At 48.2% G+C, this 23,512-nt stretch carries 25 protein-coding genes, 1 tRNA gene, 1 pseudogene and 1 riboswitch; of the genes and pseudogenes, 17 read left to right on the forward strand and 10 right to left on the reverse strand.

Going from position 1 to position 23,512, the window contains the following annotated elements; translation table 11 throughout:
• The first annotated feature begins 166 nt into the window (after positions 1-166).
• The gene (locus tag ACFQRK_RS02940; RefSeq protein ID WP_379003465.1) at positions 167-2,176 is read left to right on the forward strand and encodes a M13 family metallopeptidase; all 2,010 of its coding nucleotides are present in this window, start codon (positions 167-169) and stop codon (positions 2,174-2,176) included.
• 94 nt (positions 2,177-2,270) lie between these two features.
• Entirely contained in the window at positions 2,271-2,645 is a 375-nt protein-coding gene (locus ACFQRK_RS02945) for a DMT family protein (RefSeq protein WP_379003467.1), read from the forward strand.
• Between the two features lie 2 nt (positions 2,646-2,647).
• On the opposite strand, the gene ACFQRK_RS02950 is transcribed toward ACFQRK_RS02945, so the two are convergent.
• Positions 2,648-3,199 carry a DNA-3-methyladenine glycosylase I gene (locus tag ACFQRK_RS02950; RefSeq protein ID WP_379003469.1) on the reverse strand — a complete coding sequence of 184 codons (552 nt, stop codon included), beginning with the start codon at positions 3,197-3,199 and terminating at the stop codon, positions 2,648-2,650.
• Positions 3,200-3,354: 155 nt separating this feature from the next.
• Here ACFQRK_RS02950 and ACFQRK_RS02955 point away from each other — a divergent pair, with 155 nt between their 5' ends.
• From ACFQRK_RS02955 to ACFQRK_RS02965, 3 genes are all read left to right on the forward strand, one after another.
• Positions 3,355-3,708, forward strand: a complete 354-nt coding sequence (locus ACFQRK_RS02955) for an SDR family oxidoreductase (protein WP_379003471.1) — start codon at positions 3,355-3,357, stop codon at positions 3,706-3,708.
• Positions 3,709-3,724: 16 nt separating this feature from the next.
• The gene (locus tag ACFQRK_RS02960; RefSeq protein WP_379003473.1) at positions 3,725-4,234 is read left to right on the forward strand and encodes a class I SAM-dependent methyltransferase; all 510 of its coding nucleotides are present in this window, start codon (positions 3,725-3,727) and stop codon (positions 4,232-4,234) included.
• A gap of 79 nt (positions 4,235-4,313) precedes the next feature.
• Entirely contained in the window at positions 4,314-5,495 is a 1,182-nt protein-coding gene (locus tag ACFQRK_RS02965; RefSeq protein WP_379003475.1) for an MFS transporter, read from the forward strand.
• On the opposite strand, the gene ACFQRK_RS02970 is transcribed toward ACFQRK_RS02965, so the two are convergent.
• The gene (locus tag ACFQRK_RS02970; RefSeq protein WP_379003477.1) at positions 5,458-7,089 is read right to left on the reverse strand and encodes an ABC-F family ATP-binding cassette domain-containing protein; all 1,632 of its coding nucleotides are present in this window, start codon (positions 7,087-7,089) and stop codon (positions 5,458-5,460) included. The two genes, ACFQRK_RS02965 and ACFQRK_RS02970, sit on opposite strands and share 38 nt — an antisense overlap.
• Before the next feature lie 232 nt (positions 7,090-7,321).
• Between ACFQRK_RS02970 and ACFQRK_RS02975 the strand changes: the two genes are divergently transcribed.
• Positions 7,322-7,807 carry a nucleoside deaminase gene (locus ACFQRK_RS02975; RefSeq protein WP_379003479.1) on the forward strand — a complete coding sequence of 162 codons (486 nt, stop codon included), beginning with the start codon at positions 7,322-7,324 and terminating at the stop codon, positions 7,805-7,807.
• A 103-nt stretch (positions 7,808-7,910) separates the two neighbouring features.
• Positions 7,911-8,030, forward strand: a pseudogene (locus ACFQRK_RS02980) (NAD(P)-dependent alcohol dehydrogenase); the annotation flags it as partial.
• Between the two features lie 17 nt (positions 8,031-8,047).
• Here ACFQRK_RS02980 and ACFQRK_RS02985 read toward each other — a convergent pair.
• Positions 8,048-8,881, reverse strand: coding sequence for a DUF6929 family protein (locus tag ACFQRK_RS02985; protein WP_379003482.1), 834 nt, complete (start codon positions 8,879-8,881; stop codon positions 8,048-8,050).
• Positions 8,878-9,744, reverse strand: coding sequence for an aldo/keto reductase (locus ACFQRK_RS02990; protein WP_379003484.1), 867 nt, complete (start codon positions 9,742-9,744; stop codon positions 8,878-8,880). Before ACFQRK_RS02990 ends, ACFQRK_RS02985 begins: the two co-directional genes overlap by 4 nt.
• Positions 9,745-9,833: 89 nt before the next feature.
• Positions 9,834-9,926: riboswitch (TPP riboswitch) on the forward strand.
• Positions 9,927-9,998: 72 nt separating this feature from the next.
• Here ACFQRK_RS02990 and thiM point away from each other — a divergent pair.
• From thiM to ACFQRK_RS03020, 6 genes are all read left to right on the forward strand, one after another.
• Complete coding sequence (thiM, locus tag ACFQRK_RS02995; protein WP_379003487.1) at positions 9,999-10,799, forward strand: hydroxyethylthiazole kinase; 801 nt, start codon at positions 9,999-10,001, stop codon at positions 10,797-10,799.
• Positions 10,789-11,430, forward strand: a complete 642-nt coding sequence (gene thiE / locus ACFQRK_RS03000; RefSeq protein WP_379003489.1) for a thiamine phosphate synthase — start codon at positions 10,789-10,791, stop codon at positions 11,428-11,430. The genes thiM and thiE overlap by 11 nt, the downstream gene beginning before the upstream one ends.
• Positions 11,427-12,266 carry a bifunctional hydroxymethylpyrimidine kinase/phosphomethylpyrimidine kinase gene (gene thiD / locus ACFQRK_RS03005; RefSeq protein WP_379003492.1) on the forward strand — a complete coding sequence of 280 codons (840 nt, stop codon included), beginning with the start codon at positions 11,427-11,429 and terminating at the stop codon, positions 12,264-12,266. Before thiE ends, thiD begins: the two co-directional genes overlap by 4 nt.
• Positions 12,253-12,900 carry a thiaminase II gene (gene tenA / locus ACFQRK_RS03010; protein WP_379003494.1) on the forward strand — a complete coding sequence of 216 codons (648 nt, stop codon included), beginning with the start codon at positions 12,253-12,255 and terminating at the stop codon, positions 12,898-12,900. The genes thiD and tenA overlap by 14 nt, the downstream gene beginning before the upstream one ends.
• Before the next feature lie 115 nt (positions 12,901-13,015).
• Entirely contained in the window at positions 13,016-13,525 is a 510-nt protein-coding gene (locus ACFQRK_RS03015) for a DinB family protein (RefSeq protein ID WP_379003496.1), read from the forward strand.
• An 83-nt stretch (positions 13,526-13,608) separates the two neighbouring features.
• Positions 13,609-15,171 carry a peptidase M61 gene (locus ACFQRK_RS03020; protein WP_379003498.1) on the forward strand — a complete coding sequence of 521 codons (1,563 nt, stop codon included), beginning with the start codon at positions 13,609-13,611 and terminating at the stop codon, positions 15,169-15,171.
• A 26-nt stretch (positions 15,172-15,197) separates the two neighbouring features.
• Here the strand turns inward: ACFQRK_RS03020 and xth are convergent, their stop codons facing one another.
• The 3 genes from xth to ACFQRK_RS03035 all read right to left on the reverse strand — a co-directional run bounded on the left by xth (position 15,198) and on the right by ACFQRK_RS03035 (position 16,943).
• Complete coding sequence (gene xth / locus ACFQRK_RS03025; RefSeq protein ID WP_379003500.1) at positions 15,198-15,968, reverse strand: exodeoxyribonuclease III; 771 nt, start codon at positions 15,966-15,968, stop codon at positions 15,198-15,200.
• Between the two features lie 103 nt (positions 15,969-16,071).
• Complete coding sequence (locus ACFQRK_RS03030; protein WP_379003502.1) at positions 16,072-16,284, reverse strand: hypothetical protein; 213 nt, start codon at positions 16,282-16,284, stop codon at positions 16,072-16,074.
• A 197-nt stretch (positions 16,285-16,481) separates the two neighbouring features.
• Positions 16,482-16,943 (reverse strand): Lrp/AsnC family transcriptional regulator, encoded by a 462-nt coding sequence (locus ACFQRK_RS03035; protein ID WP_379003504.1) that lies wholly within the window; start codon positions 16,941-16,943, stop codon positions 16,482-16,484.
• Between the two features lie 160 nt (positions 16,944-17,103).
• Here ACFQRK_RS03035 and ACFQRK_RS03040 point away from each other — a divergent pair, with 160 nt between their 5' ends.
• From ACFQRK_RS03040 to ACFQRK_RS03055, 4 genes are all read left to right on the forward strand, one after another.
• Positions 17,104-18,171: a PLP-dependent cysteine synthase family protein gene (locus tag ACFQRK_RS03040; protein ID WP_379003506.1), complete on the forward strand. Its 1,068-nt coding sequence runs from the start codon at positions 17,104-17,106 to the stop codon at positions 18,169-18,171.
• Between the two features lie 157 nt (positions 18,172-18,328).
• The gene (locus ACFQRK_RS03045) at positions 18,329-20,473 is read left to right on the forward strand and encodes a S46 family peptidase (RefSeq protein WP_379003507.1); all 2,145 of its coding nucleotides are present in this window, start codon (positions 18,329-18,331) and stop codon (positions 20,471-20,473) included.
• Positions 20,474-20,566: 93 nt separating this feature from the next.
• Positions 20,567-21,301, forward strand: a complete 735-nt coding sequence (locus ACFQRK_RS03050) for a DUF6597 domain-containing transcriptional factor (RefSeq protein WP_379003509.1) — start codon at positions 20,567-20,569, stop codon at positions 21,299-21,301.
• Positions 21,302-21,373: 72 nt separating this feature from the next.
• A complete protein-coding gene (locus tag ACFQRK_RS03055) occupies positions 21,374-21,907 on the forward strand; it encodes a dihydrofolate reductase family protein (protein WP_379003511.1) in 534 nt (177 codons plus the stop codon).
• A 60-nt stretch (positions 21,908-21,967) separates the two neighbouring features.
• Here ACFQRK_RS03055 and ACFQRK_RS03060 read toward each other — a convergent pair.
• The 3 genes from ACFQRK_RS03060 to ACFQRK_RS03070 all read right to left on the reverse strand — a co-directional run bounded on the left by ACFQRK_RS03060 (position 21,968) and on the right by ACFQRK_RS03070 (position 23,307).
• Positions 21,968-22,040: transfer RNA gene (locus ACFQRK_RS03060), tRNA-Lys, on the reverse strand.
• Between the two features lie 57 nt (positions 22,041-22,097).
• The gene (gene def, locus ACFQRK_RS03065; protein ID WP_379003513.1) at positions 22,098-22,730 is read right to left on the reverse strand and encodes a peptide deformylase; all 633 of its coding nucleotides are present in this window, start codon (positions 22,728-22,730) and stop codon (positions 22,098-22,100) included.
• Positions 22,731-22,740: 10 nt separating this feature from the next.
• Positions 22,741-23,307 carry a Crp/Fnr family transcriptional regulator gene (locus tag ACFQRK_RS03070; protein ID WP_379003515.1) on the reverse strand — a complete coding sequence of 189 codons (567 nt, stop codon included), beginning with the start codon at positions 23,305-23,307 and terminating at the stop codon, positions 22,741-22,743.
• Between the last annotated feature and the right edge of the window lie 205 nt (positions 23,308-23,512).

A 23,512-nucleotide genomic window follows, 5' to 3' on the forward strand; every position in this document is an offset into this window, starting at 1 on the left:
GAAAAAGGGAAATGCCAAAGGTCAAGCTGCCGATGGCCCTCAAGCCCTGTCCCGATAGTGCGGGGCTAGTTGGATGCTATGTACCAGTTTCATAAGGTTAACTTTTGTGTCCGCGAAGATAAGGCAATTATTTTCTAACTTTGCTTTTTTTATTAAAATAATGCACATGAACAGGAAGTATGTAACCTTGGTGGCATTTTGCACGATTGCCACCCTCACTACGTCAGCTCAACAACAGCCCGCCATCAACCCGGATTTTATGGATACCTCGGTGCGGCCACAAGATGATTTTTATAACTATGTGAATGGAAATTGGATGAAAACCGTGGAAATCCCCTCGGATCAGTCGCGGTGGGGGAGTTTCAATGAATTGGGAGAAAATACCAAGGAAGCTACGCTGGCAATCCTGAAAGAATCTTTGAGCGAGGATTATCCAAAGGGGTCGGATGGACAGAAAATCGCCGATTTGTACCGGAGTTATACCGATTTCGATACAAGGGAAGAAGTGGGGATCGCACCGATCAAACCCTTTCTTCAAAAGGTAGATGAAATACAGAACTTCGACGACCTGTATCGATATCTCGTAGAAATGGCACCGATTGGCGGCAACCCTTTTTTCAGCGTCGGCGTGTCCGCACACATGAAAAACAGTAATGTAAACGCCCTGTACCTAGGAGCTGCAAACCTGGGATTGGGAAGAGCTTATTATCAGAAAGAAGATGAAGCGAATGAAAAAACACTGGCCAATTACCAAAACTACATCAATGTCCTGATGCCGAAAGTCGGGCAGCTGACGCGCGATTTAAAAGGTCCCAAGATCGTAGCTTTCGAAAAAGAATTGGCAGGTCACATGCTCACAGTGGAGCAAATACGCAATGCTTCTCTCCGTTACAATCCTGTAGCTGTGGCGGATTTGAAAAACCTGGTGAAGAACATTGACCTAGCTCGATACCTTACGGATTTGGGGTTCACTGCCGATACAGTTATTATCGGCGAGTTAAACTATTATCAAAACCTAGACAAAGTGCTGAAACCGGAAAATTTAGCGCTCATTAAAGATCTTTTACGCTATCGAATTGCCGATGATGCGGCGACAAGCCTGACCCGGGAGCTGGATCAGATCAGTTTCGATTTTTGGGGAAAGACGTTGAAGGGGCAGCAAGAACAACAATCGCTCGATAAACGGGGCCTGCAATTTGTGAATGGGGTGGCCGGCGAACTGATGGGTAAACTGTATGTCGATCGGTATTTCCCGGCAGAGGCAAAAGCCGCCGCTGAGGAGTTGGTTTCGTACCTGCGGAAATCCTTTGCACACCGAATCGGTCAATTGCAGTGGATGTCTGCGGAGACCAAGGAGAAGGCGCTGGAAAAGCTGAGCAAGTTTCATGTGAAAATTGGCTATCCGGATAAATGGAAAGATTATTCCCGACTTCAGGTGGGTACCTCGCTGTTCGAGAATGTGCTGAATGCCCGCCGTTGGCAGTTTGAAGAAAATCGGGCCAAGCAGGACAAGCCGGTCGACAAATCTGAATGGGCAATGACGCCGCAGACGGTTAATGCCTATTATAATCCGCTCTATAACGAGATCGTTTTCCCCGCAGCAATCTTGCAACCGCCCTTTTATGATTACAAAGCGGATCCTGCCGTTAATTTTGGTGGCATCGGCGCAGTTATCGGCCATGAATTATCGCACGGATTTGACGACAGTGGTTCGCAATATGACGGAGACGGAAACCTCAATAATTGGTGGACAGAAGCAGATAAGACGAAGTTTGACCAAACAACGGCTGCGTTAGCAGCACAGTTTGAAGCCTATGAACCCATACCGGGTGTGTTTGTAAACGGACGATTTACGCTGGGCGAGAATATCGGTGACCTGGGAGGTGTATCTGTGGCTTATGAGGCACTTGAAATGTACCTGAACGATAAGGGTAACCCCGGGAAAATCGATGGTTTTACGCAGCAACAACGGTTTTTCCTTTCGTGGGCGACGATCTGGCGCACCAAGACCACGGAAGAATTTGTGGTCAATCAGGTGAAAACAGATCCACACTCGCCCGCACAATACCGGGCGATCGGCCCGCTTGTAAATGTGGACGCGTTTTATGAAGCATTTGATATCAAAGAGGGTGACAAGTTGTTTGTGCCAAAGGAAAAGCGCATCGTGATTTGGTGATTTATCGATGCCGCTGATGAAATGGCCGTTCCTTTGGGGCGGCCATTTTCGTGAGTTGCAAATTCGTTGTACCTTCGTACGTCGTTCTCAGAATATGGTAAAGAAAGCCGTTTTAACGATTGGATTGCTGGTGCTTTCCAATGCATTTATGACACTTGCTTGGTACGGACATTTGAAGTTCAAGGAAATGAACTGGTTCAACAACCTGGGTTTGGTGGGTGTGATTTTTATCAGCTGGGGTATCGCTTTATTTGAATATTCCTTGCAAGTGCCGGCCAACCGGATCGGTTTCAGTGAGAATGGTGGGCCATTCAACCTCTGGCAACTAAAGGTTATCCAGGAAGTGATTACGCTTACGGTCTTCGCCGTATTCGCTATCGTGTTCTTTAAAAGCGAGCCACTCCGGGTCAATCACTTAATCGGATTTGTGTTTTTGGTTCTCGCGGTGTATTTTATTTTTAAGAAATAAAGCTATCTACTGGCCCAAAGCGGTTTTGCCTTCAATATTTCGGCGTGCACAGGACAATGGGGGGCGTGCGCGCCGGGAAGATAGCCCGTACTCATCAGAAATTCATTGACGATCTCTCCTCCCGTGAATTTGAACGTTTTTTTGAACAGCTTCATCCATTCGGGAAGCGTTTTGGGATGATGGTGTTCCAACCATTTTTCAAACGATCCATATTCATTTTGCAATGCAACAATCGCCTTGGCATTTTCAATGGCAGCGTTGATTTTAAGTCGGTTACGGATAATGCCGGCATCGGATAATAGGCGTTCTCGATCGATTTCTGTATAGGCGGCTACTTTCGCAATATCGAAATTGTGGTACGCCTTCCGAAAAGCTTCCTCTTTGCGCAGAATGGTCTCCCAACTCAAGCCAGCCTGGTTGATTTCCAGAATTAGGCGGCCAAACAACTCATTGTCGTCATGGATCGGAAAGCCGTAATGGTTGTCGTGGTAATTTTTGTGCAGCGCACGGCGCGCTTCGGGTTGCATCGTCGGAATGTAGTCGCAGTAGGACATCGTTGTCGCGTGTTGGATATGGACGCGAATTTAAGCAAAAATTTTTAGTATCATTGATGAAATCGATATGCTGGATTTCTTACGGAAACGACGCGATTTCCACTAATTGGTAAAGAAATTGTATATTCACCTCAACGGTTTGACTAGCTAATTAAATGGACAACATTCAAAAGACAGGTAGAAGGGAAGAGATTACGCAGGCATATTTCCAACTATTGGACCGGCACCTGGATGATCTGCCACCGGTGGAGCACTTCACCCGTATGGCATCCAAAGAATTTGGTAATCGCGGCATATCCGTTACCGCCGTGGCGCCAGGCCCGATGGATACGCCATTTTTTTATGGACAGGAAAGCGAGGACGCGGTGGCTTATCATAAATCGGCGTCGGCACTCGGCGGACTTACAGACATTAGGGACATTGCTCCGTTGGTCGAGTTCCTCGTAACCGACGGCTGGTGGATCACCGGTCAAACCATTTTTGCCAACGGAGGGTATACTACACGGTAATTAGCTCATTCAGGCCATGGATGATTGGTCATCGTTAATACAAGGTGCCTTTTCGGGCATTTCCGATCCGCAGCGCTGGGCCGATCTGGGATGCGGAAAGGGCACCTTTACCTATGCACTGGGCAATCTTTTGCCCCATGGCAGTACCCTATATGCCGTTGATGTCCAGCCACAGAAGTTGAACAACAGGGCCGGAGGAGCGGCTATCACCTTCCAACAGGGGGATTTCGTTCATGAGCCGCTGCCTTTAACAGACCTGGACGGTATTATGCTCGCGAATTCCATGCATTATGTACGCGACAAAGAAGTCTTAATTCACAACCTGTCAAACTACTGCAAACCGCTTCACGCATTTCTTGTGGTGGAATACGATACCTTGGCCGCTAACCCATGGGTGCCATACCCCGTCGATTTCAGGTCCCTCAGTGCTTTGTTTCTGCGCGCCGGTTATAATCAGGTTGAGCAATTGGGGCACCGGAAATCAAAGTATGGGGGCAATCTATATGCCGCGTGGATAAAAAAGTAGAATTTTGTTACATGAAATTTGCTGATGGGTTTATAATTTCTGCGGTAATAATGGAAATTTGCGGCGGAGGAAAATACCGTTGGAAAATTTAGCAGTTAAGGGAATCTCAAAAACACAGATCGGCGTTCTGGCAGTCTCGGCTGGCGTATGTGTGGCTAATATCTACTATAATCAACCGATTCTGACAGCAATTGGAAAGGATCTATCATTGGACGAGCATCAGGTAGGGTACTTGCCGGTGCTTTCACAGGCAGGCTATGGGCTTGGATTGCTTTTTGTGACGCCTCTCGGTGATAAGTTGGAGCGGAAAAACCTAATTATCAGGTTACAGCTCCTGCTCATGGTTACGCTGGTTGGCATGACGTTGGTTAACAGTCTTTTCGGTCTCTATTCGCTGAGTTTGTTAATCGGTTTTTTTGCAGTGGCTACGCAGGTGATGGTGCCGATGGCTGCTGCGATGGCTATCCGGGATAAGGGAAAAGTGGTAGGGATTGTGTTTACTGGCTTATTGGTGGGAATATTGGGTGCACGGATTTTCAGCGGCTGCATAGCCGATTGGTTTTCATGGCGGCATGTATTTGGTATATCCGCCGGTCTTTTGGTTGTCACTACCTGGTTGGTTGCATGGCTATTGCCGAAGGTGCCGCCGGTTTACGGAGGCAATTATGCCGCGTTGCTGGCTTCCACAGTGGTGCAGTTTAAGCGATTTGCCTTGCTGCGACGCATATCGGCACTGGGAATATTTACATTCGGAACGTTCTGCTCCTTCTGGACCACGCTTACTTTTCACCTAAGTGGAGCCCCGTTTTATTATGAAAGCGATACGATTGGCTTATTTGGTGTGCTGGCCATCGGTGGGGCATTGGTTGCACCTGCGTTTGGCCGACTGGCAGACAAGGGAAATCCGGCAAAAAATCAGGTGCTTACTGTCGGCTTGGTGATCGTTAGCATCTTCGTTATCCAGTGGTTCCCGCATTCTGTTATCGCTTTCCTGGTGGCGACGGTATTGATGGATATCGGGGTGCAGGCAACCCAGGTGAGTACGTTGGCACAGATTTATACGCTGGACGAATCTGCGCATAGCCGGATCAATACGATGTACATGACGCTCATGTTTATTGGTGGCGCGTTAGGCACTTGGGTCGGGGTAACCTGTTGGGCCCTTGGTGGCTGGCAGCTGGTTTGTTGGCAAATGTTGGTTTGGGCGTTCGTTGCACTGATGGTCAGCCTATGGGGATATCGGCGTAGCGCGCGAGTGTGAGTGTCCGTTCAATATGGATCTGCTGTAAGAAATAATCATCGTGGGATACCACAATCAGCGTTCCCTGGTATTCGTTGATGGCTGCCGTCAGTATTTCTGCATTTTGGATGTCCAGGTTATTTGTGGGTTCATCCAGAACGATGATATCCGGCGATTGGCTTCCAATCGTCAGGCAGCAAAGCATCAGACGCATCCGCTCACCGCCACTCAGTGCGCTGCAGGGCTTATCCCATTCGTCCCTTGTAAACAAAAAACGATTGAGCCTGAGTTTAATTTCGTGTTCTTGCAATGCGGTAGTGTTGAATGATTGAGCTTGTTCGTACACGGCTAGGCGGTTATCGATCAGCGAATAGTCTTGGTCTATGTATACGGCGCGATGGGTAGCTGCTCTTTGGAGTGTGCCCGTTTGCGGCTCTAGATCGCCCAACAGCATTTTGATTAGCGTGGTTTTACCCGAACCGTTGTCCCCGTTCAAGGCAATCCGTTCGCCACTGGTGATTTGAAAAGTCAGGTTTTCTTTCCAAAGTAACGGTTCATTAGGTAAGGTTTCTTTGTAGCTGAAATTGATGCCAATAGCCGAAAATAGCAATTTGCCGCGATGTAATTCCGAGTTATCAAAGTCGAATTTCATCTGGTCGACGCCAGGCAATTCCTTCCGCAGATCGTGCAGTTCCTTCGATATCCCGCTGATTTTATCGGCATGAACACTTTTTACTTTAGCGGTACTTTTTTCGGCACCGTTGCGTAATGTATTCATCATAATGCGAGCTACTCCGGCCTTTTCCTGTTTCTTCTTTCCGCGCGCGTCTAACCGCTGTTGCCGCTCTTGGGTTTGGCGCTCCTTTTCCTTGGCTTTCCGTAGTGTTCTTTCCTTGGCGAGTATGTCATGATGCAGGGCTTGGTTCGCCAGTTGCTTTTGCGTGGCGTAAAAATCATAATTGCCTCCATAGGTGGTAATGCCCTGACGATCCAGCTCACAAACCGTATTCAACAAATTCAACAGTGTCCGGTCATGGCTTACGGTTACCATTGTCCGGGATGTGGATTCCACAAATTCATACAACAGATCCCTGCCGGCAGTATCCAAGTGGTTGCTGGGTTCATCCAGTAAGATAAGGTGTGGTTGATGGATGGAAATTCCCGCAAGAAAGACTTTGGTTTTCTGTCCGCCGCTCAAGGTCGCCAACCGCTGCGATACATCCAGGTCGGTTAGCTGCCATTTACCAAGCGCTTCCGTACAGCGGTCTTCAATCGCCCAGTCATCATCTAGTGCACTGAGATTATCTTCAGTCACGTGACCGCCCAGGATTTCGTGGAGTGCATTGATCTTTTCGGCTACTCCCAACGCTTGAGCCACGGTAAGGTGATTCCATTGCCCAAATAGTTGCGGCACGTAATAGGGCGTAGAGTCAACCTGCCTTTGACCTTCCGAAGGTTGCAATTCACCGGCGATTATTTTCAAAAGGGTGGATTTCCCGACGCCATTATTGCCAATCAAAGCAACTTTTTCAGTCTTACGGACCGATAAATGTACGTTGTTGAACAACAAATCTTTATGGGGAAGCAAATAAGCTATGTTTTCTAGTGTAATCATTATTTCTTAGCGTGTAGGGTATACGGACAGCCCTTGCCGGGACAAGCACGGGCGGATGGTTCACGAAAGAAAGGAAGATTACATATAGCTTATTTCTATTTTTCGGACGCAAATTTAGTGAAATTCCCGTTACACGCAAAATAATTGCTGCATATGTGTATCTTTATCCTGGATCGTGGTGATAAAATGGCTTTCAAATGGCTAAGGTGTGAAGGGGGTAAATGCACTAATTATGAACAGAATTACCGAAAGTGACCTTTCTTTTCTTAAGCAAGCAGTGGAACTTGCCGAAGAAGGGGTGAGAGGCAACCATGGCGGGCCATTTGGTTGCCTTATTGTTAAAGGAGGGCAAATCATTGGCAGCGGTTACAACCGGGTTCTATCGGATAAGGATCCCACTGCCCATGCAGAAATCGTAGCCATCCGGTCGGCATGCGCCCACCTGGGCAATTTCCAGTTAAGTGGTTGCACGCTTTATACTTCCTGTGAACCCTGTCCCATGTGTTTGGGGGCGATTTATTGGGCACGACCAGAACGGGTATGGTATGCCGCTACTCGTATGGATGCGGCGGCTGCAGGTTTCGACGATGCATTTATTTATGAGGAAATAATACATTCCATTAATGACCGGAAGATTCCATTCGAATTTTATCGCCAGGAAGAATTTCTGGCACCTTTTGATACATGGGCACGTAAGGTGAAAAATGAACACTACTAACTAAAGTTTACGATACGAACATTCCAGGGATTCATTGACGGTTCCTAACTTTCTGAGTTACCACGGTTGGATTAAAGGAAAGGATTCGCCTACATTTGTAAAAAACATTACGGACGACATTGAATTGATCCATATACAAGACGTCAATAGGGCGTACGAAAGGTTGTTGAAAGGCGATGTCCATTATCGCTTCGTAATTGATATGGCTTCCCTGAAAGATTGAAGAGTTACCAGATCCGATTATTCGGAAATAGACAATTGGTAAATGTTCGTTTCCAGACCGGCTGTATCCGAATCTTCACATAGAAAGAAAGTTAACCGCTTGGCATCCCGCCTAACGAACGTGAGCCCTTCGAATTTATGAGAAGGAGAGATGACCGCACAGCGCTGTAAAGACAGGTCTGGCAAGGAAAGCGTACCCAGAAGCGTTCCATATACGGTACCATCGTGATAAGTGGATTCCGTATCTTCAGCGGCGGCAAGGAAGTACAGTTTGTCGTCTAGCACAACCGCATCGGTAAAAGCTGTTTGTACGCCTTCCAATTTAGGCAAATCAACGGGAATGAATGCCGTGTCGCGTGTGGCGGCACCTAATCTGAAAATGCCGTTCACATGTCCTGGGCCATTGCCGCGGTTGAAGAGATAGGTTTGTCCATTGTGATGTACGGCTCCTTCAACATTGAAATCATCGTCTGAAATATGGAAAAGTCCGCGAAGGCGTGTGTATAATGACGTCAGGTCATTCTGCATGCGCCAGCCTGAGTCAGCGACGTTAATGGCAACCTGTATATTTCGTTTTCTGATACTGCCTGATCCCGATCCATAAATATAGAAGCGGTTTTCAGCAATCGAAATCGCTTCAAAATCTCGTTTTTGTTTTTTGGGGAGCTGCTCGCGGGGGGTGTCGTCATCTACCAGTAAGGTCTTGCTAAGCGTATTGGCCGATAGCGAATAACGATACAGGTAATTGGTGTTGTCGGAAATGAGATATACCGAGTCGTCTCGATAAAACAAGCCCGACGCAGCTCCGACACCGACAACCGTTGCCACCACTTTTAAGATAAAATCGTTCATGCCGGATTGGAATGCCCGTTGCTCATCGTCGTTAAACTTTCGACATCCTCGTCGGACAGCCCGATTCGAACCGCCGCTAAGTTTTCTTGTAAATGCTGGAGTGATTTGGTGCCCGGAATGAGCAGGATATTGGGCGATCGCTTCAATAACCACGCCAGTGCAACCTGGGCTGGTGTAGCCTGATATTTCTGCGCCAGCGCGCCGATTTTGGTTTGTAACTTGTCAGGGCCCGAAGCTAAAGGATACCAAGGTATGAAGGCCAATCCACGCTCTGCTGTATAGTCAACAACCGATTCCCATTTGCGTTCTGACAGGTTGTAGAGGTTCTGTACGGAGGCGATAGGCACCACCTTTTCGGCACGTTCGATATCGGAAATACCCACTTCTGAAAGGCCTACATGTAGGATTTTTCCGGCCTTCACGGCTTCAGCCACCGGCCCAAGCGTTTCCTCGATCGGTATATCAGGGTCTATGCGATGCAGCTGCCATAGTTGAATTTCATCCTTGCCCAATCGCTGGAGGCTGTCGTCGATGGTTTGCCGTATATGTTCTGGCCGGCCATTGACAGGCCATTGGTTTGGCCCCGTGCGCTCCAATCCGCCTTTTGTAGCCACGACGATGTCTGGATAATGCAGGGACAATGCTTCCCGGATGAGCTTCTCATTGGTGTGCGGACCGTACGAGTCGGCTGTATCGATGAAATTGACTCCCGATTCAACGGCGGAAAGCAGCACACGCTTGGCGAGTTCACGGTCGGGTGCGTCGCCCCACACCCCGGGGCCTGTAAGTTGCATGCTTCCGAAGCCCATCCGGTTGATTTCCAGTTGGCCGCCTATTTTATATGTGGCTGGTGTTGTCATCATATTTCCTTTCTCCTTATTTAAACTAAAGTTTTGGGATTGTTATTGTTTGGTCTGCGTGAAAAAAAAACCACTATTTTTTTATATCTTTGATGCGGCTTTAGGGGTATTCTGAAAAGAATTGAGAAAGACCCTTTGAACCTGATCCGGCTCATACCGGCGTAGGGAAAAGTTCCGTCGTCATGCCCATCCTGTGACGAATCGCTTCCAATCGTTCCAAAGGAACCCGCTTTAGCCATTGATTTAGAGATTTAAACATGGAAAAGCGACTTTGGAATCACGTACAGATTGTAAGGCGGCAATCTCCGCTGGTGCAGAACATTACAAATTTTGTGGTGATGAATACTACCGCCAATGCGCTTCTAGCGGTGGGTGCGTCGCCAATCATGGCGCACGCGGAAAGCGAAATGGCTGACATGGTTCAGATTTGCCAGTCGTTGGTGATCAACATCGGCACACTGGATGAACACTGGCTTGGGGCAATGTTGCAGGCATCGGCCATCGCCCAGCGTTCCGGCAAACCCTGGGTGCTCGATCCCGTCGGGGCGGGGGCAACCCCGTACCGCGATCAGGCTCTCAGCCAATTGCTGGCCATGCGGCCTACGGTGGTCAGGGGCAATGCATCTGAAATTATGGCCTTGGCCAAGGTGAATCGCAAAACCACCAAAGGGGTGGACAGTACCGCCGCCAGTGAAGAAGCGTTGGATGCAGCACGGTTTATCGCGGAGCAGTATGGCAGCGTTGTGTGCATCTCTGGAGAGACGGACCTTGTGGTTGGAGAAGGCCCGCCGGTGCGTATCGATAATGGCGACCGGCTGATGACCAAGGTTACCGGATTGGGTTGTTCCGCTACTGCAATTATCGGCGCTTTTGTTGCCGTGGTAACGGATACCATGGAAGCAGTTAGTGCGGCCATGGCACTCTTAGGCATCAGCGGTGAATTGGCGGCTGCAGTGAGTGCTGGCCCCGGCAGCTTGCAGGTTAACTTACTCGACAAATTGTACGGCATTACGGAAGAAGAGTTTGTTAAAGGGATCCGGATATCTTATGCAATTTAGTGCCTTATTTCCATACCGGTTGTATTTGGTGATTTCCGAGGCGGATTGTCGTGGCCGGGACTTCGTCTGGGTGGCCGAACAAGCGATCCTTGGCGGGGTGGAAATACTTCAGCTGCGCGAAAAGGAGCTCGAAACAAAAGCGTTTTTGAGAAATGCCACCCGATTGAAGGCGGTGACCGATCGCTATGGTGTGCCGCTGGTGATCAACGATAATCTGGACGTGGCCATGCAGTTGGGAGCAGCCGGTATCCATGTAGGCCGGAACGACGTGCGCCCGCAGGCAGTCCGCAAAATTTGGGAGGGCGCCGGTTTGGTCGGTTATTCAATTGAGCAGTTGGAACAACTAGATAGCCGCGAAACCGAAGCAGCCGATTATTTGGGAATCAGCCCGGTTTTCAGTACCCCTACCAAGCGCGACACGCTGACCGAATGGGGTATAGAAGGGATACGGAAAATCCGCCAACAAACCGGAAAGCCCCTGGTTGCCATAGGTCGCATGAACCGCGATAATGTGGTAGAAGTCATGCAGGCTGGCGCCAATTGCGTTGCCGTTGTTTCGGCGATCTGCTCCGCGGATAGTCCCTATGAGGCAGCTCGTGAATTGACAGAACTTATTAACAACACAATATGAATGTAAAGAGCTTTCGTTACCCCTCCGTATTGACCATCGCCGGATTCGATGGCAGCGGTGGCGCCGGGATACAGGCCGATATCAAAACGATTTCGGCGCTGGGTTGTTATGCAACGTCGGCTTTAACCGCATTACCTGTGCAGAATACACGAGGCGTGCGGTCCATCTACCCGATTCCGGAACACGCGGTGGGTGCGCAGATCGAAACCATTCTCGACGACATCTTTCCCGATGCCATTAAAATCGGCATGGTGCATACCGGTGAGCTGGTGGCTACCATTGTGGATACGCTTGCACGGTATCCAAATGTTCCGGTAGTGTTTGATCCGGTGATGGTGGCAACGAGCGGCGACCAACTTATCGCCGATCATACCATTGAGACGATTGTCGAGCGGATGTTTCCTTTGGCGACGGTGATCACTCCGAACATGGACGAAGCAGCTATTCTTGCCGAGATGCCAGTACGCACGCTGGATGACATGCGCCGTGCCGGAGAAAAAATACGCAAATTGGGATGCCGATCCGTATTGCTGAAAGGCGGTCACTTAAAGACCCCCCGTCTGACGTCCCTGTTTTTTGACGCACAAGGCTCTACCCACGAGTTTAACTTTGATAGGTTCGAAACGGATAATACCCACGGATCAGGCTGCACGCTGTCTTCAGCGATCGCCAGTTTCATTGCCCTGGGGGAAAGTCTACTAGAAGCGGTGGATAAAGGACAGCAGTATGTGCATCAAGCCATTCTTTATGGCCGAGATGTACAGATCGGCAAAGGTAATGGCCCCCTGAATCATTTTTTTAACCCACAACCACTTAGGAAACATGACCTGGTCTGAGCAAGCTTGGAGGGCTATTGAGCCGATTTATCAATCGATCATTGGCATGCCGTTTCTCACCGAATTGCGGGAAGGTACTTTGCCGATGGAAAAATTTCAATTTTACATGGCGCAGGACTCCGGCTACCTGGCGCACTTCGGACGTGCATTGGCACTTATCGGCACCCGGGCTGCCGACAACGATGACGCACTGGCGTTTATGCGCTTTGGAGCGAATGCGATTATCGTGGAAAGCGCATTGCATGAATCCTATTTCCGCGATTTTGGCGTTGTCGAACGTGGCGTACTTGAGCCTGGTTGTCATCACTATGTCCATTACCTAAAGAGTGTGGCTGCCCTGGAGCCCGTGGAGGTAGCAATGGCGGCGGTGCTACCTTGCTTTTGGATTTACAAAGAAGTGGGCGATTACACGTATGCTCACCAGAAAACCCATGATAATCCATACCGCCGATGGATTGAAACGTACGCTGGAGAAGATTTTGCAGAATCTGTGCAACAAGCCATAAGCCGGTGCAATAGGGCAGCGGGCGCTACTACGGACCGAATGCGGGCACAAATGATCGAAGCCTTTGTTACGGCCAGTCGGCTGGAGTACCGGTTTTGGGACAGCGCCTACCGTTTGGCTAGATGGTAGCGGCCTGTTACGCGCAAAGATTGTCCTTTTAGGCCCTCCGATTGTCACAATCTGCCGTGCCATCGGGCTGTGATAACCGTAAATTTGCAGAGGTGAACTTTTTAGTTAAACTCGTATGCAGGAGAACTTATCCAACTCGCTGAAAAATGCGTTCAATGAATTGACGTCCGTTTTATCTTCCCTTGATGAAAATGAGCTAAACGCGGTTCCCTTTCCGGGGAGCTGGACCGCAGGGCAAGTAGGCGATCACTTGAGGCAATCTTACAATGTCGTAGAATGCCTTACCGGACATACCAAGCCTACAACGCGTGATCCTGGGGCTTATATCACGCCGTTAAGTGAGCAGTTTCTTAATTTCGAGATAAAAATGCAATCCCCGGAGTTCATTCTTCCAAGTCAGGAATCACTTGATAAAAACTTACTCCTAAATTCCTTAGCGTCGCGAACGACGGCGATTCTGCATTTCGCAGAAAGCAACGCAGATATGACCCTGACGTGCCTTGATTTTGAGCTGCCTACCCTGGGCGCCCTGACCCGCATGGAATGGCTTAATTTCGTCTTGGTACACACATTGCGGCACAACCACCAACTCGCCAACATCATCCGACGGCTAAACGAAAAATAGCAACCAAATTAGCGATGGAGCGGCATCGGGATGGATTGTATGACCGGCTCATATTTCGCCAAAATGTGTTACATTTGGCTCCTATGTATAATCAGAGAAACGCACTGCTTTTGCTATGTGCAGGAATTGCTTCCCTGCAAATGGCATGGGCTCAACGCTACCAATATACGGTTGATTTAACCCGTCTTGAAGATGACAGGTTCAACGTAACGCTTATCACGCCGGAGATAACCGAATCGACGGTTGTCTTCGCGCTACCCAAGATCATCCCGGGTACCTATGCCATCAGCGATTATGGTGCTTTTGCAACCCACGTCGTGGCGGTAGACCGAAAGGGGAGGAGGCTGCCGGTGAAGCAATTGAATACCAACCAGTGGGAAATTGGCAAAGCCAAAAAGCTTTACAAAATCAGCTACGAAGTTGAGGATATCTTTGATACGGACAAAGAACATCATATTTATCCGATGGCGGCCACGAACATTGAAGATAAAAACGTAGTTGTCCATACGCCAGGTATTTTCGGGTACATGGAGGGACATAATAAGCTGCCCATAGAGCTGACTTTCGAAAAACCATCCGGTTTCTATGGATCTTCGGCTAAGCTTCCGGTAGAAAGCACCGCCACCCGCGATGTTTTCCATATGGAGAGCCTTGATGATCTTTATGATACCCCGATCATGTACGGTATTCCTGACACCACAACCGTTCAAGTTGGCAATTGTGAGGTATTGGTGTCTGTGTATTCGCCCAATAAGCTGATCCAATCGCGGGAAATTGCTAATTGGCTTACCAGTTTGCTTCACGGGGCCCGAAAATACCTGGGAGGCAAATTGCCCGCGGATCGCTATGCATTCCTTTACTATTTCAAGGATATGAAGATTAAGCAGTCTTTTCCGCTGGGGCTGGGCGGCGCATTGGAACACACGATGTCTTCTTTTTACTATATTCCCGAAATGCCTTCGGAAGTACTGAAAAATATGATTGTCGACGTGTCTTCGCACGAATTTTTTCATATTATCACTCCGCTTACCATTGCTTCGAGGGAAGTAAAAGAATTTAATTACGACACTGCCGTGTTGTCCAAGCATCTATGGCTTTACGAAGGTACGACCGAATATACTGCCCATCATGTGCAAGTACAAAGCGGCATCAATACTCCGGAGCAATTTTTGGATAAGCTAGCGGCCAAAATTGCTGATTCGCGTGCGAATTACGACGATTCGCTGGCATTTACTCAATTGAGTAAATATGCAGCGTCTACCTATGCCGATCAGTATGGAAATGTCTATCAAAAGGGAGCCTTGATCGGAGCTTGTTTGGATATTTACCTGTTGCACCTTTCCGAAGGAGGGTATGGCCTGAAGGACTTGACCCATGACCTTGGAGTCCGTTACGGAAAAGATCGGTTTTTTGAGGACGAGGAACTTTTCGACGAAATTGCGAAGCTAAGTTATGGCGAAGCTAGGGATTTCCTGGTGAAGTATACACAAGGCAATACGCCGATCCCTTATGAGGATTACTTTGATTTGGTAGGGATACGCTATCACCCCGATGACGCTAAAAAGCTGGTCATTGACGATTTGGCATCACCGCAAGCCAAAAAGCTGAGGGCGATTTGGTTAACGGGCAGCGAACCCTGTAACTAGGTAACTTTTGTTTGCATTAGCTCAAATCAATCTAACTCGATCCAAACCGGCGCGTGATCACTGGATTTTTCCCACCCTCGTACATGCCGGTCCACACCTGCCGCACGTAACCTGGGTACCACTGCAGGACTCAGTAGAAAATGATCGATGCGCAGCCCCGCATTGCGACCGAATGCATTTCGGAAATAGTCCCAGAATGTGTAAATGGTTTCGTCGGGATGTAATTTTCTCAACGCATCGGTCCATCCCTGAGCAATCAACCGACGGAAGGATTCCCGAGTTTCCGGACGGAAGAGTGCGTCGTCTACCCATCGTTCGGGTTTGTACACATCCGATTCTGTGGGAATGACATTAAAATCGCCGGTCAATATTACCGGCGAACCTTGTTCAAGCAGTGATTGACTGTGGGCGATGAGGCGATCTAACCAGCTGAGTTTGTAGTCAAACTTAGGTCCTGGAGCCGGATTGCCGTTAGGTAAGTACAAACAACCGACCACTATTTCGTTGATTTTTGCTTCGATATAGCGGCTATGCGTATCATCTGGATCTCCAGGGAGCGCTCTGCAAACCTCAGCTGGCCTTCCCAGGCGCGAAAGAATGGCTACGCCGTTCCAACTTTTTTGCCCATGCCAGATGGATTCATAGCCGGCATTTTTCAAAGCTTCAACCGGGAAGTTCTCCTGTATCGCTTTTAGTTCCTGGAGGCACACGACGTCTGGTTGGCATTCATCCAGCCATCGCAACACGATCGGAAGCCGCGCATTGATGCTATTTACGTTATAAGTAGCAAGTTTCATCTGTATTTCTTTAGAAGCCGTTCGCTGTTGTTAGCGTTATTCGTGCGCTAAATATGGCAAAAATTATTTGATTTAAGCGACCTACGTTGAAATTAGTTATGCGTTAGTTCAGGTTATCATAGTCTACTTTTACTCCGGTGGTTTCATCAACTTCGGCGATAAGTTGCCCGACTACCCTGCAGTATCCGAGTCCGTTGGCTTGGCAGAATGACGTTGCTTCTTCCCACGTAGGCGCATCAATGTGTGGTCCTCCGTAGGTTTTTAAGTGACCGCTAACCGGATCAAGAGCCAGAATTTCCGTTACCCACTTTTTCATTTTTGTGACTTCTCCTTAATTTGTTCACAAAAAACCTCGGATATTGTTTGTTTTTGCTGGCTTTCGTTTTTGTATAAATCCTTTGATAGGAGACCATCGGAACGTGATGCGCAACTGGTAAATTTGTCTGGAGCATCTCCACATCGTTCGTATCCAATGCGCCTGGGAGTTGTTCGGATTTTTCTTTTTCGATTAATCTAAATCGGATAGGCTGTGTCGCTTTTGGGCTCGCGCAACACAAAAAAGCTCTGGATGGTCGCGATGTTTGACAACGTGGCGATCCGTTCTCGCAACAACCGGTTGTAGCCTTCCATATCGCGGGTAACGATTCGAAGGATGAAATCAAGATTACCGGCCATCTGCAAGCATTCCATCACTTCCGGAAATGCCGTTACTTCCTGTTCAAAGCGGTCCAGGGCTTCGGCACTATGTTCTTTCAGAAAGACGTGGGCAAAAACGGTCAACGTCCGGTCGATTTTCAGTTTGTCAAGAATTACCACCGAACGTTTGATGTATCCTTGTTCCAGCAGTTTCCGCCGCCGTTCCTGGATTGCGGTAGGTGAGCGGTGTAGCCGGTCGCCCAGTTCCTTGTTTGTAAGCGAATTATCTCGTTGCAGAATGCGAAGCAGCTCTAGATCAATCGGGTCTAATATGGCCATAGGCGTAACCGGTTAAAAAATTAGCGACGGCGTCCGTCGGCCGGGCAATATTAGGAAAATATTCGGTGAGTTTTATGTTTTTCCGTTTAAAATTCGGTTTTTGATGCGATGTGTTGCGGTTATTTTAGGTGTTGTGGAGATTTGTAAAAAAATGCACACAATGACTACTGTCGAAAACGTCATCAGCCAGCTTTGGCACCTCGTGGGTAATACACCGATGCTCCGGCTGGACTACCGATACAAGGGCCGGCCTGATTGTATCTATGTGAAATGTGAACACTATAACCTGACGGGCAGTGTGAAAGACCGTATGGCCCTTCATATCCTCCAGCGCGCGTACGCCCGCGGACAGATCGCTCCTGGCAATATGATTGTCGAGGCAACTAGTGGCAATACCGGAATCTCCTTGGCTGCCATTGGCCGGGCACTGGGCCACCCGGTGACGATCGTTATGCCCGACTGGCTCAGTAGAGAGCGGGTGGATATTATCCGCAGCTTCGGTGCAAAGGTCGAATTAATATCCCGGGAGAAAGGAGGTTTTTGCGGCAGTATTGCACATTGCGAGCAGCTGGCCGTCATGGGCGACGTTTTCCTGCCCCGTCAATTCGAGAACGGCAGCAACGCCGAAGCACATGAACTGACGACTATGCCGGAGATCTGGCTGCAGTTGGAGCAGTGGGGGCTCAAGCCCGACGCTTTCGTAGCTGGCGTCGGTACAGGCGGCACCGTGATGGGGGCAGCCCGCTACTTTAAGCGTCGTGACGCCACCATCTCAGTCCATCCGCTTGAACCGGCTGAGAGCCCTACCCTAAGCACCGGCTACAAGGCTGGTACACATCGGATTCAGGGCATTTCTGATGAGTTTATTCCTCCTATTATTCGGTTCAGCGAATTGGATGCGGTGATCCAGGCCAGCGATGGTGACGCCATTCTGATGGCCCAGCAACTGGCCTGTGTGCTGGGATTGGCGGTGGGCATCTCTTCTGGGGCCAACGTGATTGGCGCCATCCGGCTTAAGCAGCGACTCGGTCCGGATGCTACCGTTGTCACGCTGCTTTGCGACAGCAACAAGAAGTACCTAAGCACTGATCTGGTGCGTGAGGAACCGATACGGGAGGATTACCTCACCCCAGCGGTTGATTTGACGGGATTTCGCCCCATTCCACGACTGAAAAGTCCGGTGACCAACGCTAGTCCGGAAGAAATATACTTACGCACTCATCGATGAACGGGCAGGGCAGTCTTCTGATCGCTCACCGATGAAAATACCCCGGCAGCTTTATTGCATAATTTGCAGGGTATCCGTAGCTTTGCCTGCGCACATGAACTTCCGGACCCGCCGGAGGCACAGAAAGATTAAATTCAGGAAGTTAGTTTGTTTCATTATGAAGAAAATCATCGTTTTAGTACTTATTGTTTCGTTAAAGCTTAGCGCCCTTGCCGACGAAGGCATGTGGTTCCTGATGCACTTAAAGCGCCTTAACGAGCGCGATATGCAAAAAATGGGACTGCAGCTGACCGCGGAGGAAATCTATAGCATCAACCATTCCAGCATCAAAGACGCTATTGTGCAGTTCGGTGGCGGGTGTACGGCCGAAATCGTCTCCGGACAAGGGCTCGTGCTTACCAATCACCATTGCGGTTATGGTGCTATCGCTGAATTGTCGACCCCGGAAAACGATTACCTGACCAACGGGTTCTGGGCGGCTACCCGGCAGCACGAACTGAAGCCGAAAGCGCTCTCTGTACGTTTCTTTGTCCGAATGGACGACGTCACCCAGCGGATATTGAGTGTCGTAGATGATACAATGACCGAGGCTGACCGGGAACGCGCGATCAACCGGGAAATTGCTAAAATCGAACAGGAAAACAATGAAGGCGGGAAATATACCGTTTCCGTACGTTCGTTCTATGAAGGTAATGAATATTACTATTTTGTTTATCAGGATTATCCCGACGTTCGGCTGGTGGGTACACCGCCGAACAGCATCGGTAAATTCGGAGGTGATACAGATAACTGGGAATGGCCGCGCCATACAGGCGATTTCTCGCTATTCCGGGTATACGCAGACCGGGACGGTAATCCCGCGCCGTATTCGGCAGACAATGTACCGCTGAAGCCGAAACATCACCTCACGGTCAGCCTGAACGGGTACACCGCGGATGACTTTGCGATGATTTTAGGATACCCCGGCCGTACCAATCGCTGGATGCCCTCGGGCGGTGTGGACCAGAACGTGAACTATGCATACCCGGCATGGGTGGAAGCCTCCAAGCTTGGAATGGATCAGATGAAAAAATATATGGATGCCGATCCTAAGGTTAAACTGGATTACGCCTCCAAGTATTCCCAGGTTGCCAATTATTGGAAGAACCGGCAAGGAATGATCGATGCCCTCACCCAGCACCAAACGGCCCGCATCAAGGCAGCAGAAGAAGTCCGGTTCGATAAATGGGCGCAGAAGCGGCGCAACCGGGAACGCTACGGCGCTGTTGTTGACGACATTAATCAATATTATAAAGAAACCGACTTGAAAGCCCGGCACGACAACTACCTGATCGGGTTGCTGCGGTCCAGCACCTTCGCGGCGCTGCCCTCCTCACTGGGCAATGCCCTCCTATATTATGCGGCACAGAACGAAGCAAAGCGGAAAGAGGTATCGCAGCAAATTACCATGAGCCTCGAAGGTACCTATGATAATCTGTACTTACCCCTGGAGCGCGATGTGCTTGCTTCTCTATTGAACCTATATACCGAAAAGGCAGCCGAATGGGGAGTACCTGTGTACATCGATTCACTGTACCGGCATCACCGCCGGGATTTTTCCGGCTATATCGATTCGGCTTTTGAAACCAGTGTGTTCGCATCCCGCGAACGGGTCGATGCTTTTCTCGCTGATCCCGACACGCTCAGTTTGCAGCGAGATCCCCTGTATCGGCTCTCGGAGGCCTTGCTTGACCGGTACCGGCAGACTTCACCGGAGCAGCAGGAGCGCCAAGGGCGTTTCCAACGAGCTTTTCGCTTGTACGTGGAAGGAACACGAAAGCGCAATCCCAAAAAGACGTACTATCCAGACGCCAATAGTACGCTTCGCCTAACCTATGGCAAAATTAATCCATTGCCACCTGATCCGAAGAACGATGCCAGCGCCAATTATTTTACGACATTGAGGGGAACCATTGCCAAATATAAACCCGGTGACGAGGAATTTGATATTCCGGAACGGCTACGGACCCTTTATGAAAACCGGGATTATGGACGGTATGCAGATAAAGAGGGCAACCTTCCTGTCAATTTCCTAACGGATAACGATATTACTGGGGGCAATTCCGGCTCACCCGTGTTGAATGGAAAAGGAGAATTGATCGGTATCGCATTCGACGGAAACATTGAGGCGATGGCCGGCGACGTGATCTTTGACAAAGAACTTCAACGCACCATCGCCGTGGATATCCGTTACGTGCTGTTTATCATCGATAAGTTCGCCGGAGCCGGTCACCTTATCGACGAAATGACGCTGGCAAATTAATGCTGATTTATAGAACGGTACCTTTACCGGCGAATATGGAATGAGTTGTGACGATTCAGTTTAACGGCCATTTCCGGGCTAATATAATCAGACATGCAGTATAGGGAAATAACGCCATCTTCAGCATTAGCACCGTATATTCACACCTTTTGGGAACTTACTGGTGAAAATATGGATAAACAATGGGAAAGAAATTTCCCTGACGGCTGCGCAGGGGTAATCCTCAATCTGGGAGACACCTGCATTACAGATAACGGAATGGCTAAAATGGACTTTGGAAAAACATACGCAGTAGGGGCAATGACATCCTTTAAGGACAGCTTCATAGATGAAAATACGCACTTGTTCGGCGTATGTTTGAAACCAGGCGTATTCCCAAATTTCTACAACTACGCTCCGCAAAATGAAATAATAGACCAAACGATTCAGCTCGAGAAAAGGCACTCTTTTGACATCGATAAATTTATGAATAATAGAGTGCACTATTTACATGAGTTTTTCATCCACAGGTTACAACCTGTAAACGGACTCGTGAAATCAGTTTTGGAAGATATTCATCAATCGCAAGGTCAGGTAATTATAAGCGAAATCGCAAAAAAGAACTTTACAACCGTAAGGCAATTAGAGCGAAAGTTCAATATACAATTAGGGATCACCCCAAAAGAGTATGCTCGTATTGTTCGGTTTCAAAATGCGTTGTTTAGAATAAACGAATCCAAGCAACGAACAAGTTTGGCAGATATCGCGTTTGAGTGTGGTTATTATGACCATTCACATTTAACAAACGAGATCAAAAGAAATACAGGGATGGCCCCATCTCAACTTTAATTTTGTCGCATTTTTCCAAAGTTTACTGGTTATGGGAAAGTAATTTTGCATAGACTTTAATATTTAAGACAGATGCGTAAATTATCACTTTTCATTGCGATGAGTTTAGACGGCTACATTGCAAAGCCAAATGACGATCTAAGTTTCTTGAAACTTGTAGAGAAAAATGGAGAAGATTATGGTTATGCCGAATTTTCGGACACAATCGACACATTAATTATTGGTAGGAAAACCTATGATTATGTGCTTAAGGAAATCGGCACTTCTCATTATGATAACGGAGAAAGAGATGTTTTCGTTATAACAAGAACCAATAGGCCAAGTGTGGGCAGAACAACATTTTACACAGGAAGTTTGACCCAACTGGTTAATCGGTTAAAATCTGAGAAAGGTAAGAATATCTACTGTGACGGTGGAGCAGAAGTGATAAATGAACTGTTAAAAGATGAGTTAGTAGATGAGTTTATAATTTCCATTATACCCGTACTATTGGGTGCCGGCGTAAAACTCTTTAAGGACGGAAGGCCTGAACAATTGCTTGAAGTTGTAACGGTAAAGACATATGACACCGGATTAACACAGTTACATTACCGTCGGAAACGATGAGGGAATGACTGAGAGCAAAAAAATGGGACAAGTCGGTTGTTTTAGACTTGTCCCAAGAGGTGACCCCGGACAGGTTCGAACTGTCGACCCACTGATTAAGAGTCAGTTGCTCTACCAGCTGAGCTACGGAGTCTATTGAAGTAGTTAGTCGGCTTGTATGAAACCGGTGCAAATATAAAAAATATTGCAATTATTTTTTGTAACGCATGGGATAATTTGCGCGGATTTGTCCCTTTGAAATTTTCCGAAGCTTGCTTTCCATGAGTTTTCGTGTAAGGGGCTGTATATAATCCAGATACAAAATACCTTGTGTGTGATCGTACTCATGTTGTATCATACGTGCGGTCATACCGCTGAATGTCTTGAGATGTGTTATGAATTGCCGGTCCATATATTCAACCTCAATCGTCCAAGGTCTTTTTACCTTTCGGCTAAGATGGGGAATGCTCAAACAACCTTCCTCATCCTCCCAGGCTTCACTTGTCCTGTTGATTATTCGGGCGTTAATGAATGTTTCCCTAATTCCTTCGTCCTCTGCAGGAAAATAAAGCGACCGTTCTTGCGGCTCACAATTTTCGAATGTCGATTGACTATCCACGATAAATAACGTGATGGGTTCACCAATCTGCGGAGCCGCCAGTCCGCATCCGTTCGCTCCATTCATGGTCTCCCACATGTGGTCGATTAATACATTCAGTTCCGGATCGTCCTTGGTGACAGGCCGGCACTTTTGTCGTAAAATGGCATGTCCGTAGGCAAGTATGGGTAAAATCACTTTCAATCCTTTTAGGGCAAAGGTCTGAAGAAACGGGTTTGAATGCAATGAATCTATGTTAACAAATTTCCCTGCGAATCCGGCTCAGGGCCTGCGGTGTGATGCCGATATAGGATGCGATGTATTTCAGCGGGATGTGCTTGATGATTTCGGGGCGTTCCGAAAAGAGATGGCAATAACGTTCTTTCGCGGTAAACCTCAATAACGCTAATTCCCGGCTGCTTTTTGTGATATATAATTTTTCGCTAAGGAATCGTCCGACGGCATTCCCGATACGGGTATTGTCATACATCTTCTGGAGATTTTCATAAGATATCCGCCAGGCGACCGTATTGGATAATGCACCAAGCCGGTATTCCGACGGGGTTTGGGTGATCAGCGAGTTGTACGCACTAGCAAACGCCTTCTCGAAGCAGAAATCAAATGTGGTCTCCACTGTTTCGTCACAGATATAATACCGGATAATCCCTTGCTCAATGAAATACAGAAAGTGTTCAATATTGCCTTGTTCTGTGATGGTTTCTCCTTTTGAAAACTTTACATACTCAAATAATGCCGCGATATACTGCCAATCGGACTCGCTCAATTCCGTTACGCGTTCGTAATAAGCTCTGATGTGTCCCATTTTGTTTCGAATCAAATTCAGATTACAAAAGTACGGATTTTGCTTTGCGCTACGTAGGGTCAATATGCATCACCGAATCTCAGCAGGAGCCTCGAATCGTTTACTTTAAAAGACGTGAGGCTTAACCCCGGCTGCAAGTGGATTAAATGCAATTTTTTTATAGCTTTGGCCGTCCCCCGGATGTTAACGAGATGAGCATTAATTC

Source organism: Parapedobacter sp. GCM10030251 (assembly GCF_042666505.1).
GTDB lineage: Bacteria > Bacteroidota > Bacteroidia > Sphingobacteriales > Sphingobacteriaceae > Parapedobacter.

Bases quoted from the DNA above. Each gene is read 5' to 3' on its own strand.
- ACFQRK_RS03020 (WP_379003498.1), top strand. From the start codon at position 13,609: ATGTATAATCAGAGAAACGCACTGCTTTTGCTATGTGCAGGAATTGCT.
- ACFQRK_RS03040 (WP_379003506.1), top strand. From the start codon at position 17,104: ATGACTACTGTCGAAAACGTCATCAGCCAGCTTTGGCACCTCGTGGGT.
- ACFQRK_RS02945 (WP_379003467.1), top strand. From the start codon at position 2,271: ATGGTAAAGAAAGCCGTTTTAACGATTGGATTGCTGGTGCTTTCCAAT.
- ACFQRK_RS02960 (WP_379003473.1), top strand. From the start codon at position 3,725: ATGGATGATTGGTCATCGTTAATACAAGGTGCCTTTTCGGGCATTTCC.
- ACFQRK_RS02940 (WP_379003465.1), top strand. From the start codon at position 167: ATGAACAGGAAGTATGTAACCTTGGTGGCATTTTGCACGATTGCCACC.
- thiM (WP_379003487.1), top strand. From the start codon at position 9,999: ATGGAAAAGCGACTTTGGAATCACGTACAGATTGTAAGGCGGCAATCT.
- ACFQRK_RS02950 (WP_379003469.1), bottom strand. From the start codon at position 3,199: ATGTCCTACTGCGACTACATTCCGACGATGCAACCCGAAGCGCGCCGT.
- ACFQRK_RS03045 (WP_379003507.1), top strand. From the start codon at position 18,329: ATGAAGAAAATCATCGTTTTAGTACTTATTGTTTCGTTAAAGCTTAGC.
- ACFQRK_RS02975 (WP_379003479.1), top strand. From the start codon at position 7,322: ATGAACAGAATTACCGAAAGTGACCTTTCTTTTCTTAAGCAAGCAGTG.
- ACFQRK_RS03055 (WP_379003511.1), top strand. From the start codon at position 21,374: ATGCGTAAATTATCACTTTTCATTGCGATGAGTTTAGACGGCTACATT.
- ACFQRK_RS03070 (WP_379003515.1), bottom strand. From the start codon at position 23,307: ATGGGACACATCAGAGCTTATTACGAACGCGTAACGGAATTGAGCGAG.
- ACFQRK_RS02970 (WP_379003477.1), bottom strand. From the start codon at position 7,089: ATGATTACACTAGAAAACATAGCTTATTTGCTTCCCCATAAAGATTTG.
- xth (WP_379003500.1), bottom strand. From the start codon at position 15,968: ATGAAACTTGCTACTTATAACGTAAATAGCATCAATGCGCGGCTTCCG.
- ACFQRK_RS03015 (WP_379003496.1), top strand. From the start codon at position 13,016: ATGCAGGAGAACTTATCCAACTCGCTGAAAAATGCGTTCAATGAATTG.
- ACFQRK_RS02985 (WP_379003482.1), bottom strand. From the start codon at position 8,881: ATGAACGATTTTATCTTAAAAGTGGTGGCAACGGTTGTCGGTGTCGGA.
- thiD (WP_379003492.1), top strand. From the start codon at position 11,427: ATGAATGTAAAGAGCTTTCGTTACCCCTCCGTATTGACCATCGCCGGA.
- tenA (WP_379003494.1), top strand. From the start codon at position 12,253: ATGACCTGGTCTGAGCAAGCTTGGAGGGCTATTGAGCCGATTTATCAA.
- ACFQRK_RS03035 (WP_379003504.1), bottom strand. From the start codon at position 16,943: ATGGCCATATTAGACCCGATTGATCTAGAGCTGCTTCGCATTCTGCAA.
- ACFQRK_RS02990 (WP_379003484.1), bottom strand. From the start codon at position 9,744: ATGATGACAACACCAGCCACATATAAAATAGGCGGCCAACTGGAAATC.
- thiE (WP_379003489.1), top strand. From the start codon at position 10,789: ATGCAATTTAGTGCCTTATTTCCATACCGGTTGTATTTGGTGATTTCC.
- ACFQRK_RS02955 (WP_379003471.1), top strand. From the start codon at position 3,355: ATGGACAACATTCAAAAGACAGGTAGAAGGGAAGAGATTACGCAGGCA.
- ACFQRK_RS03030 (WP_379003502.1), bottom strand. From the start codon at position 16,284: ATGAAAAAGTGGGTAACGGAAATTCTGGCTCTTGATCCGGTTAGCGGT.
- ACFQRK_RS03050 (WP_379003509.1), top strand. From the start codon at position 20,567: ATGCAGTATAGGGAAATAACGCCATCTTCAGCATTAGCACCGTATATT.